Origin of the sequence: Clostridium sp. NSJ-145, assembly GCF_021044725.1 — a bacterium.
Taxonomy (GTDB): domain Bacteria; phylum Bacillota; class Clostridia; order Clostridiales; family Clostridiaceae; genus Clostridium; species Clostridium disporicum_B.
On sequence record NZ_JAJNOS010000019.1, the window covers coordinates 1 to 13035 of the forward strand.

Consider the following 13035-nt stretch of genomic DNA (forward strand, 5'->3'; position numbering starts at 1 on the left):
AATGCAAATCCTATTTGTTGCATAGGAATCACATTTTTTGTGAAGTTTTTCATATTATTACTATGCGCAAAAAAGGAAGTTCAAATTCGAACTTCCTTTTCTTTATCGGCAAATATCAATTTTTTTTTGATACAGCCCCTTCTATTATTTTAATATTATTTTAAGCAAATAGTATCATTGCAATTTATACAAGGTTCAACGTGAACAGTTATACCTTTTATAAAATTCATCTTTTCAAGTAAACATTTTTCTAAATTATTAGCTATTTCATGGCCTTCAAAAACAGTTAGATTTTTATCAACGCAAATAGTTAAATCTAAATATGCCATAGCTCCATGCTTTCTAGATTTAAGCTCACCTAAGTGAATAACTCCATCAGTTTCTTTAGCTATTTCAATTATTTTAGATTCTTCTTCCTCACTTATAGAACAATCCATAAGCTCATTAGCTGAATCTTTAAATATATCAAAACCAACTTTAGCAACAAAAAGTGCAACTACTATAGCAGCAATAGGATCTAATGCTTTAAAACCTAACATTGAACCACCAATTCCTATAAAAGCTGCAATAGAAGATAATGCATCTGATCTATGATGCCAAGCATCGGCTTTCAATGATGGTGAGTTAATTTTTTTAGCTACTTTAATAGTTATTCTATATTGATATTCTTTTATAGCTATAGAAATAACTGATACTATTAGAGGTAAAATAGTTGGAATTTTAACTTGATCTAAGTGAAACAATGATTTAACTCCATTAAAACCTATTTTAAGTGAAACATATATTAGTAAAATTGAAAGCAAAAATGAAACTAGAGTTTCGGCTTTTTCATGACCATAATTATGACCTTTATCATTTGGAGTTTTTGATATCTTATTTCCTATCAAAACTCCTATGGAGCTTATTATATCTGATGCTGAATGCATTGCATCAGCAATCATTGAACTAGATCTACCTAAAATACCAGCAAATATTTTTATTATAGTTAATATTACATTCCATAGAATGGAGAGCATAGTGACTTTATTAGCCTCGTCAAATCGAGTATTCATATAAACCTCCGATAAATTAATTTCAATTGATATTTAAATAATAATATAAAATCCTTATTAAAACAAGAGTTTATTCTCAATTATAATTATCAATTGAGAACAAGACTTGTTATATAAAAGTTAGTTTTGTTTAAAATCTTGAAGATTAACATTACAATTGTTAATGTTATCAATATGATAAAAATTATGTGAAAAAAAATATAAAAAAATATAAAAAATATGTTGACAGTATAAAATACCGCTGATATAATAATTCTTGTAACACGGAGAGATGGTCGAGTTGGTTTAAGGCACCGGTCTTGAAAACCGGCGTGCGTGTGAGCGTACCGTGGGTTCGAATCCCACTCTCTCCGCCAAAAGTGGAGAATTACTCAAGTGGCTAAAGAGGCTCCCCTGCTAAGGGAGTAGGCTGGGTTAAACCGGTGCGAGAGTTCGAATCTCTTGTTCTCCGCCAAGCAGCATCTAATAAGATGCTGTTTTTTTTGTGTCCAAAAAAGTTATTATAAATTTTACTAAAGGATTATACTAACAATTGTAAACGTAATGTTAAAATGGTATACTTAAAATTATTAAAGTGTAAATTAAGTGGAGGGGATATTATATGGAAAAAAAATATGTTGTAGGTGTAGATTTAGGTGGGACTAAAATATACACAGCTCTAGTAGATTTAGAAGGAAATATAATAAACGAAAAAATAGTTGAAACTCTTGCTGAAGAAGGCGAAGAAGCAGTTGCTGGAAGAATTATAAACACTATAGATTCTGTTATAGCTGGGGTAGATAAAGATTTAATAAAAGCTATCGGAATAGGCTCACCAGGACCTTTAGATGCTAAAAAAGGGATAATAATTGAAACATCTAATTTACCATTTAAAAATTTTGAAATAGTTAATGTTTTAAAGGAAAGATATGATTTACCAACTTATTTAGATAATGATGCAAATGTTGCTACATTAGCAGAGTTTATGTTTGGTGCTGGAAAAGGTACTGAAAATATGGTTTATATAACTGTAAGTACTGGAATCGGTGGTGGAGCAATCATCAATGGAAAATTATATAGAGGAAATACAGCTAATGCTTTAGAAGTAGGTCATATGACTGTAAGCAAAGAAGGTCCAAGATGTGGTTGTGGAAATGTTGGATGTGCAGAAAGCTTTGCTTCAGGTACTGCAATAGGAAAGAGAGCAAAGGAAGCTGTTGCTAGTAAAGTAGTTACTTCTTTAAAGAAATATAATAATGTTACAGCTAAGGAAGTATTTATAGAGGCTGCTGAAGGAGATGCAGAAGCTAAGAGAATATTAGACAGTGCTTTATATTACTTAGGAATTACAGTAGGAAATGTAATGAGCCACTTAGACCCAGAAAAAGTTGTTATGGGTGGTGGAGTAATTAACGGTGGAGATATAGTTCTTGAAACTGTTAAGAAAGTAGTTGCAGAAAGATGCCTAAGTGTATTTGCAGAAAACTGTTCAATAGAAAAAGCTAAGCTTGGAGGACAAGCGGGAGTACTAGGAGCTGCGGCGTTAGCAATAACAGAAAAATAATATTATATATAATAAGGAGCAAGGTTTATACCTTGCTCTTTTTTATAGTAAAATAAATATATAAATTGGTTAGTTTAGTGAAGGTTAGGAAAGTATTAAAATATAAGATTAAAAGGAGTTATTTATGAGTATTAGATTTATATTTGGTAGAGCAGGTACTGGAAAAAGTAAGTTCTGCTTAGATCAGATAAGAAAAAAGATAGACAATGATGATGATAATAAGTTAATTCTCCTTGTTCCAGAGCAGTATACATTTCAAAGTGAAAAAAAGTTATTAAGTGAAATAGGAGAAAGAGCATTACTTAGAGCTGAGGTTTTAAGCTTTAAAAGAATGGCTAATAGAGTTTTTGATGAATGTGGTGGAAGGACAAATAAGATAGTTAGTGATTCGGGTAAAAACATGCTTATTTATAAGCTTTTAAAAGAAAAAGGTGATGACCTTAAATACTTTAATAGAATAAGTAAGCAACAAGGATTTATAAGCACAGTATCTAAAACAATCACTGAATTTAAAAAGTATAATATTTCCGAGGAAATTTTACATGAAAAACAAGAAAGTATAGAAGATAAAGATTTAAAAGAGAAGATAAGTGATTTAGTGGATATTTATACTAACTTTAATGAGACTTTACATAGAAAATATATTGATGGAGAAGATGTATTAACAATCCTTGCTGATAAATTAAAAGAGTGTAGTTTATATGATGGAGCTGAAATATGGGTTGATGAATTTACAACATTTACTCCACAACAATTAGAAGTAATATTATTGTTAGCTAAAAAGTGTAAAACAGTGAATATAACTTTATGTACTGATAATTTAGAATTATCTAGTGAAGATGATACAGATATTTTTGATGTTATAAAGAATACTGAAAATAGGATTCTTAAAGGTATGAAAGAAAATAATATATCGTATATGGAACCTATAAATTTAAATAAAAAATCTCCTTATAGATTTAAAGATAGTGAAGAATTAAAGCATCTTGAAAGACATTTCTTTTCTTATCCTTTTAGAACTTTTACAGGCAAGTGTAAAGATATAAGAATATATAAAGCAAATAATAATTACAGTGAAATTGAATATGTAGCTCAAGACATACTTAAACTTGTTAGAGATAAGGGATATAGGTATAGAGACATAGCCGTTGTTTGTAGGGATATAGATAGTTATGAGAAAATAGCAACTGTTATTTTAAATGAATATGATATTCCATTTTTCTTAGATAAAAAGAGAGAGATATTAGATAATCCTTTAGTTGTTTTAATAATATCAGCTTTAGAAGTTATAATATCAAATTGGTCTTATGAAAGTGTATTTAAGTATGTTAAAAGTGGCCTTATAAAATTAGACCAATATCTTATTGATAGACTAGAAAATTATATATTAGCGAATGGGATAAAGGGCTTTAAGTGGACTAGAGATTTGTATGAAGCTAATGCAGAGGAAATGTCTGATGAAGAAAAGCAAATGGCTGATATTATGGAGGAAATAAGAGAGCCAATAATGGTTTTATCTAAAAAAATAAAAAATGATGTTACAGTAAGAAAATACTGTGAAGCTATATATGAATTCTTATTAGATATAAAAGCTTTAGAAACTATGGAAGAATGGCTTGAAAATTTCAATAGTATTGGATTACAAGATAAGATAAAGGAATATGAACAAGTACCATCTATAGTTATGGATATCTTAGATCAAGCTGTTGAAGTATTAGGGGATGAAGTATTAGATATAAATACTTTTACAAGAATCCTTAGAACTGGCTTTGAAGAGCAAGAAGTTGGTGTAATTCCAATGGCCTTAGACCAGGTTAATATAGGTGATATAGCAAGAATAAAAGGTAGAGATGTAAAGGCTTTATATATTGTAGGAGTAAATGATGGTGTATTACCTTCTACAAATAAAGATGAAGGTATATTGTCTGATAGGGATAGAATTGAGTTAAGAGAACTAGGAATAGAGTTAGCTTCAGATACAAGAAGTAGAGTTTTTGAAGAACAGTTTATGGTTTATACAGCATTAACTATTGCATCAGAATATTTAATGATAACTTACCCTATGGCTGATTTTGAAGGAAAGTCCTTAAGACCATCTATAGTTATTCCTAGAATAAAGAAGATTTTTAAAGGTCTAAAAGAAGAAAGTGAACTTTATAATGAAGGTTTAAATGGTGATGAGTATTATAAGATAACAGCACCAATACCAACATTTAATGAACTTGTTGGAGCTTTAAGAAGAGAATGTGAAAAGGAAAAAATAGAAGAGTATTGGCTACAAGCATATAAGTGGTTTGAGAAGAATGATGATTTTGCTAAGAGAGCTGATATCATCTTTAAAGGATTAAAATACTCAAATTTAGCTGAAAAGATTCCAAGAGAAAAAATCAAAAAATTATATAGTAATGATAACGGAAGGCTTATATTTAGTGTATCTAGGTTAGAGAAATATGCTCAATGTCCATTTAGCTATTATGTTCAGTATGGATTAAAGGCTAAAGATAGAAAGGTTTATGAGTTTTCAGCACCTGACTTAGGTTCATTTATGCATGAAATCTTAGATCAGTTTACAAACAAGATAAAGAAAGAACATATGCTATGGTCTGAACTATCTAAGGATAAATGTAGAGATATAGTAAATGAATTAGTAGATACGAAGCTTAAGAATGAATCTAATTCAATTTTAAATAGTAATAAAAAATACATGTATTTCTCAGAAAGATTTAAAAAGACAATAACTAAATCCGTTACAGTTATTTCAGAGCAAATGAGAAGAGGAGAATTTGAAATATTTAAAAATGAATTTGATTTTGGAGATTTTAAAGATTCAGACCCAATAGAATTAAAGCTACCATCTAATGAAAGTGTTTATTTAAAAGGTAGAGTAGATAGAATTGACAAAGTTGAGCTAGATGGAGAAACATATATAAGAATAGTAGATTATAAGACTGGCTCAAAGAGTTTTGATTTAAGTGAATTATATTATGGACTTCAAATACAGCTTTTAGTTTATTTAGATGCAATATTAAGAAACTCTAAGAAGATTCTTAGTAAGCAGTGTATGCCAGGAGCAATTCTTTATTTCAGAATAGATGACCCTATAATAAAGTCTAAAAAATCACTATCAGAGGATGAGATAAAGGATGAAGTTCTTAAAAAGCTAAAGATGAATGGCTTAATCTTAAAAGATGCTGATTTAGTTAGAGCTATGGATAATACTATGGAGACTTATTCATTAATAATTCCTGCTAAGTTTAATAAAGATGGAAGCTTTTCAAATAGTAGTTCTGTAATATCTGAAGAGCAGTTTGATATATTAAGAAAATATGTCAATGACAAGATGGTAGAACTATGTGAAGATATGCTAAGTGGAGATGTTAAGATAGAACCTTGTAAATCATCAAAGGTTACATATTGTGACTATTGTGATTACTCATCTATATGTCAGTTTGATACTTCAATAAAGGATAATAAGTATAGAATAATAGTTAAGAAGAATAAAGAAGAAGTATGGGAAGCAATAGAAGAAAAGGTTCAGAAGGAGGAATAGTAGAGTTATGGGAGAGACTAAATGGACTAAAGAACAGTCGGAAGCAATATATACAAGAAGATGTAACTTGTTAGTAGCAGCGGCGGCTGGTTCAGGAAAAACAGCTGTATTAGTAGAAAGAATAATTCAAATAATCACAAATGAAGAAAATCCAGTAGATATAGATAAGTTATTAGTGGTTACATTTACAAGTGCAGCAGCTGCAGAGATGAGAGAGAGAATAGCAAATGCTATATCTAAAAAATTAGAAGATAGACCGGACTCTAAAAGTCTTCAAAAACAATTAACTCTTTTAAGTAGAGCAAATATTACTACTATGCATTCCTTTTGTTTAGATGTAATTAAAAACTATTTCTATACTATAGATTTAGACCCAAGCTTTAGAATTGCAGATGATACAGAATGTACTCTTATGAAAAATGAAATAATTGAAGAGCTTTTTGAAGAATTATATGAAAATGATGACGATAATTTTAAAACTTTAGTTGAATCTTATAGTGGTTCAAGAGATGATGAAAAATTAAAAGATATGATTTTAAGATTATATAGCTTTTCAATGAGTGGGCCTTGGCCAGAAAAATGGCTTAGTGAAAAGGCAGAAGAATTTAATATAGAGACAGTTGCTGATTTAGATAAAACCGAGTGGATTAATGTATTAAGAAGTAATTTAGGTGTAGAGTTAAATGGCTTTATAAATATGATGAATAAAGCTATCGAAATAATAAAAGAAACAGATGGCTTAGAACCGTATATAGAGACATTTACTACAGAGCTATCTTATTTAGATAATGCGTATGCTTCTCTAAATGGTGGATTAGAAGAAATGTATAAAGCTTTTAAACTAATAAGCTTTGGTAGAATTCCAGTAGTAAGAAAAAATAAAGTATCAGATGAAAATGCTCAAGCCACAGTTAAAGGCATAAGAGATTCGATAAAGAAGAAGCTTGCAAAGCTTATAGAGGATAGTTTTACTTTTACGCCTGAAGAAGCATTAGAAGGTATAAAGAGAGTTTATCCATGTATGAAAACTTTAGCTAATATAACATTAGAGTTTGGCGAGAGATTTACTCAAAGGAAGAGAGATAAGAATCTTTTAGACTTTAACGATTTAGAGCACCTATGCTTAAAAATATTAATAGATAAAGATGAAGATGGCAATGTAATTCCTTCACAAGTTGCAGAACATTTTAGAGAGTATTTTGATGAGGTTTTAGTAGATGAATATCAAGATTCTAATAATGTTCAAGAGACCATAATAGATTTAGTTTCTAGAAAAAATTTAGATGAACCTAATGTATTTATGGTTGGAGATGTAAAACAAAGTATATATAGATTTAGGCAAGCTAAACCAGAACTATTCTTAGATAAATATAATAGGTATCCTCTTGAAGAAGGCGGTAGAGATAGAAAGATTCAATTATATAAAAATTTCCGTAGTAGAGAGGAAGTAATTAGCGGCTCAAATTATATATTTAAGATGGTTATGTCTACTATAGTTGGTGAGCTTGAATATACAGATGAAGAAGCATTAAATTTAGGTGCTAGCTATAAGGAAAATACTGATTTAGATACTGTTGTAGGTGGAGAAATCGAACTACATATATTAGATAAGTCAGGAATTGCTAAGGTTGAAGAAGTTGAGGTAATAGAAGAAAGAGAAGATGGGGAAAAGGTTGAAGAGGAAGAAGATGTTGATTCTATAGCCCTAGAAGCTAAGATTATAAGTAAAAGAATAAAAGAGTTGTTTACTGAAAAAGATGGAAAAACTTTTAAAGTATTTGATAAAGATACTAATGAATATAGAAATATAAAGTATAAAGATATTGTTATCTTACTTAGAGCTACGAAAAATTGGTCAGAAATATTTTTAGAAGAGCTAGGGAATGAAGGAATACCAGTGTATGCAGATACAGGTAGTGGTTATTTTGAGTCTATAGAAATAAGAACAATAATGTCTTTATTAAAGATAATAGATAATCCACTTCAAGATGTCCCTATGATAGCAGTATTAAGATCGCCAATAGTAGGGTTTTCAGCTGAAGAGTTAAGTGATTTAAGATTATTAAATAAAGATTTATATTTTTATGAAATTATAAAAGAAGTTTCAGAAGGAAATATAGAAGCTAATAAAGAGTTAAAAGAAAAGTGTATATCTATTATAGATAACTTAAATGTATGGAGAGAAAAATCAGTATACACTCCAATAGATGAATTTATATGGTATCTATATATGGATACAGCTTATTACGGATATGTTGGAGCAATGCCTAATGGTAAGTTAAGACAGGCAAACTTAAAGGTTTTATTCCAAAGAGCTAAACAGTTTGAAAGCACAAGCTTTAAAGGATTATTTAACTTTATAAACTTTATAAATAAGTTAAGAAAATCCTCAGGAGATATGGGAAGTGCAAAGGTACTTGGAGAAAATGAAGATGTAGTTAGAATTATGAGTATTCATAAAAGTAAAGGTCTTGAGTTCCCAGTAGTATTCTGTGCAGGTACAGGAAAGCAATTTAACTTAATGGATTTAAATTCATCTATTCTTTATCATGAAGAGCTAGGCTTTGGACCTGATTATGTAAATTTAGAAAAAAGAAATGCTTATACTACATTAGCAAAGGAAGCTATAAAGAAAAGAATTAGACTTGAAACATTATCCGAAGAAATGAGAATTCTTTATGTAGCATTTACAAGAGCAAAAGAGAAGTTAATAATAACAGGAGCTACAAGAGATTTAGAAAAAGCTATTAATAATTGGGTTTCTTCAGCATCATTAGATGAAAAAATAATATTACCTTCAGAAGTATTGAAAGGAAAGTCATACTTAGATTGGATTGCCTTAGCTATGTGTAAGCATGCTGATGGAGAAATATTAAGAGAAGTAGCAGGAGTAACAAGGGATCTTGTTAGAGTTGATTATTCTAAATGGAAGATTAAGTTCTGGAATAAAGATTTATTAATTACTAACAAGGAAATTGAAGTAGTAGATGAACAAAATGAAATAAATTTAATTGAAGAGGCTGAAAATATTAAATCTATAGATAAAGAAATAGAAAGAAGACTTGGATATAAATATAAGTATAAAGAAGGAGCAATGCTTCCAAGTAATGTATCTGTATCAGATTTAAAGATGAGTGATTATGAATATGATGGAATAGCAACTTTAGAAATATTCAAAGAAAAGCCTCTAATTAAGCCAAAATTCTTACAAGAAGAAAAAGGATTAAGTGCAGCTGAAAGAGGAACTATAATGCATTATGTTATGCAAAAACTGAATTTAAGTAGAGTTAACTCTATAAGTGAGATAAAAGCACAAATTGAAGAAATGGTATTAGATAAATCTCTTACAGAACAAGAGGCATCAACGATTTGGTTTAAAAAGATATATAACTTCTATACTAGCGATTTGGGAAAAAGAGTATTAAAAGCTTTCAATAATAATAATTTAGTTCGTAGGGAGTTTCCTTTCTTTACAGAGGTAAGTAGTTTACAGTTAGGAGAAAATTTAGAAAAAAAAATTTACGAAGATGAAAAGGTAAGACTTCAAGGTATTATAGATCTTTTCTTCCAAGAAGAGAATGAAATAGTTCTTGTAGATTATAAAACTGATTATGTAGAAGAAGGAAAAGAAGAAGATATTATAGATAGATATAGAACTCAACTTGCTTATTATAAAGAAGCTTTAGAAAAAGTAACAGGAAAGCAGGTAAAGGAAAGTTACCTTTATTTATTTTATATTGATAAAGTTGTTAGGTTATAGTGAGGGTTCATTTCATAGAGATGATAGATATATAATACTGTGACTTACATAACTTATATTAATTATTTTGTGAAAGTCAAGAAAAGCATTGAAATTACTAACTTTATAACATGATATACATGACTTACGTAAATTTAATGAGTATAATATGCAAAATAAAAAAATTAAAAAAGAAAAACTCATTTAGATATATATTATATAAAAAATAGGTAAGTCATGTATGTCAGTATTAAAAATATTATATAAACTCAGCAATATCAGTTGGTAGAGATGACTCACATAACAAATAGGTTAAATAAGTTAATGTGAGTCATTTAAGTTATTTAAATAACTTTTTGATAAGTTTATAAGTTTATCTTTAGAGTTTAAGTTTTTATCATCAAGTACTTTTTCTAATAAGTAATTAAGAATATCACCTAAAACTTTTCCGGGTTTTAAATCTAACTCTTTTATTAAAATTGAACCATCTATATCTAAATCTTTAATAGTTAAAGGTTCCTTATTTTCAAGTATTTCTTTAGTTTTGTTTGATATATAATCTACTTTGGTTAAAAACGGAACAGGATCCCATAATGAATTTATATCTGCTCTCTGTAATTCAAATAAAATAAATATATTTTTTGGACCAACTCGATTTAATAATCTTTTAATTTCACCATCAGTAGGCATATAGCTAGGCATTAGAACTAAATGGTCATAAATTATAGCACATACTCTATCAATAGTTTCATTATCAAACTTCAACCTTTTTAATATGTCTTTAGTCATATTAGCGCTTTCTATGTTGTGCTCAGGAAAGTAGTGATGACCATTTGGTAAGGCTACTAAGGTATTAAGCTTACCAACATCATGAAATAAAGCTGATAGTCTAAGAAGAAGGTCAGATTCAGTATTATTTATTACTTTCAAAGTATGTTCAAAAACATCTCTATTATGGTTATTACACAATGGAGTATATTGAACTAAAGAATTTATCTCAGGTAAAACTAATTCTAAAATTCCTGTATCTCTTAAAAGAATAAGACCTTTTGATGGATTATCACTTATAAGTAATTTACATAGCTCATCTCTAATTCTTTCAATACTTATATTTTTAATTAAGTTACAATTACCTTTAATTGCATTTAGCGTATTAGTCTCTATAGTGAAATTTAATTGAGCACTGAATCTGATAGCTCTAAGCATTCTAAGAGCATCTTCTTGAAATCTTATATTAGGGTCACCAACAGCTTTAATAATCTTATTATTAAGATCATTTAAACCACCAAAATAATCTACTAAGCCAGCTTTATCATTATAAGCAAAGGCATTTATGGTAAAATCTCTTCTAGACAAATCTTCTTTTAAATTTGAAACGAAATGAACAGATTCTGGGCGTCTATTATCAACATACTTTCCTTCAGTTCTATAGGTGGTTACTTCGAAGTTTTCCTTTTCTATAACTACAGTAATAGTACCGTGTTCTATACCAGTAGGAATTGTTTTTAAAAATAGATTTTCTGTGATATTAGGTGCAGCTGAAGTTGTAATATCATAGTCTTTAGGAGAAAGACCTAAAAGGCTATCTCTAACGCAGCCACCAACCATATAAGCTTCATAATTATTTTGATAAAATGTATCTATAATATATTTAACATTTTTAGGAATATTAATATTCATCAAATTCATCCTTACTATAAAATAAAATATAATTTTATTTTAGCATAATAAAAATAAAACTACCTAATATTAGTGAATTAAAAAAATGATTAATATAGAAATGTTTTAAATAATTCCTATATTAATCATTAATTATTTTTTCTTAATTATTAGTTTATTATTACTTTTGTATCATCAGGCATGTTTTCAAATAGCCATTTTGAATCTTCAACAGCCAATCTGATACAGCCATGAGATGCAGGAACTCCTAAAGTATAATCAACTATTGTATTTTGAGTTTCGTCATAAGGTAGTGAATGAAATAAATAATCACCCCAGAATTGAACCCAATACTTGCCACCTTGTTCATATTCATCAGAGTAGAACCAATCACCACGTCCTGTTATAGTATATACACCCTTAGGTGTAGCCTCACTTTCTATTCCGCTAGAACAAGGAAAATCTTTTTCTAAGGTCCAATTATTACTAGAACCTTCATAAACATAAGTTTTTTGATCATTTAAATTTACATATATAAGATACGGTGTATTACTTTCTATATTTAATGTATTTATTGTTTCAGAATTTAGATTTTGTAATAATGATGTAGAAGTAGGTTGAGCATTATCTATATAATATTGTGAAGATAAATATTCCTCTCTAGCTATTTCTATAGAAGATATTTTGTTTTGTATATCTTTATCAGTAGAAGATACAATTGATTCGTCTGCATTTGATAATAAATCTATAGCTTTTGTATAATAATCTTCTTCAGATAATTTATCAGCTTCATTAAATAGAGACTGTTTATAAGAGTCCTTACATTTTTCTATATAGTCTTGTGCTGTATTATAATATTCAAGCTGAGAGTAAGGTATTTTAGAAAACATTTCTATAGCTTCTGAATACTGACCTACATTATATTTTTCTAATGCTAAATCTAAATAATGTTTATAAAGTGAAGAATCTTCTAATACATAGTCTTGATCTAAAGTTAAGATTAATTTATCTAAAGATTCATCGAGAATATCATAGCTTTTTATTTCTTTAAATACAGTAACAGCCTGATCAGAAGTAATATTATTATTTTTTAATTCATTACACAATGTAGTTATAATAGAAGTAAAGTATTTAGATACTTCTGATGTCATAGCTTTTTTCTTTAGTTTTAAAACAAAACTATTATCAGATAAAGTTTCTTTTGCATCATTAAAATCACATTGATTAAATTCTGAATAGAAAGTATTTAAAGTTTTTGAATAATTATAATTAATATAATAATTCACCGATAAAGTTAATAAAAATAGTAATACAGTAGATATTAATATTTTTAATATAGTAATTCTAGATTTTTTAAAATCCAATAAAAATCCCTCCTAAATTCGCTATATAGTAATTTTTGACCAATATTGAGAAAAATAAACAATTACTTTTAAATTTACAGAAATTATACATATAGGTCATGGAGAATTATGATATACTAAAGATAGAA

At 28.4% G+C, this 13035-nt stretch carries 6 protein-coding genes and 2 tRNA genes; 5 read left to right on the forward strand and 3 right to left on the reverse strand.

Going from position 1 to position 13035, the window contains the following annotated elements:
* Nucleotides 1-155: 155 nt before the first annotated feature.
* Nucleotides 156-1052 (reverse strand): cation diffusion facilitator family transporter, encoded by an 897-nt coding sequence (locus LQE93_RS14640; RefSeq protein ID WP_055268516.1) that lies wholly within the window; start codon nucleotides 1050-1052, stop codon nucleotides 156-158.
* Between the two features lie 265 nt (nucleotides 1053-1317).
* On the opposite strand from LQE93_RS14640, the gene LQE93_RS14645 reads away from it, so the two are divergent.
* From LQE93_RS14645 to addA, 5 genes are all read left to right on the forward strand, one after another.
* Nucleotides 1318-1408, forward strand: a tRNA-Ser gene (locus tag LQE93_RS14645).
* Nucleotides 1409-1413: 5 nt separating this feature from the next.
* Nucleotides 1414-1506 (forward strand) — tRNA-Ser (locus tag LQE93_RS14650).
* A 147-nt stretch (nucleotides 1507-1653) separates the two neighbouring features.
* Nucleotides 1654-2595, forward strand: coding sequence for an ROK family protein (locus LQE93_RS14655; protein ID WP_055268517.1), 942 nt, complete (start codon nucleotides 1654-1656; stop codon nucleotides 2593-2595).
* A 124-nt stretch (nucleotides 2596-2719) separates the two neighbouring features.
* On the forward strand, nucleotides 2720-6145 hold the full coding sequence (addB, locus tag LQE93_RS14660; protein ID WP_231074198.1) for a helicase-exonuclease AddAB subunit AddB: 3426 nt from the start codon (nucleotides 2720-2722) through the stop codon (nucleotides 6143-6145).
* Between the two features lie 7 nt (nucleotides 6146-6152).
* Nucleotides 6153-9905, forward strand: coding sequence for a helicase-exonuclease AddAB subunit AddA (addA, locus tag LQE93_RS14665; protein ID WP_231074199.1), 3753 nt, complete (start codon nucleotides 6153-6155; stop codon nucleotides 9903-9905).
* Between the two features lie 300 nt (nucleotides 9906-10205).
* Here addA and LQE93_RS14670 read toward each other — a convergent pair whose 3' ends face one another.
* Both LQE93_RS14670 and LQE93_RS14675 read right to left on the reverse strand, forming a co-directional pair.
* Nucleotides 10206-11564, reverse strand: coding sequence for a CCA tRNA nucleotidyltransferase (locus LQE93_RS14670; RefSeq protein WP_231074200.1), 1359 nt, complete (start codon nucleotides 11562-11564; stop codon nucleotides 10206-10208).
* 149 nt (nucleotides 11565-11713) lie between these two features.
* The gene (locus tag LQE93_RS14675) at nucleotides 11714-12907 is read right to left on the reverse strand and encodes a L,D-transpeptidase (RefSeq protein WP_231074201.1); all 1194 of its coding nucleotides are present in this window, start codon (nucleotides 12905-12907) and stop codon (nucleotides 11714-11716) included.
* Nucleotides 12908-13035 lie beyond the last annotated feature (128 nt).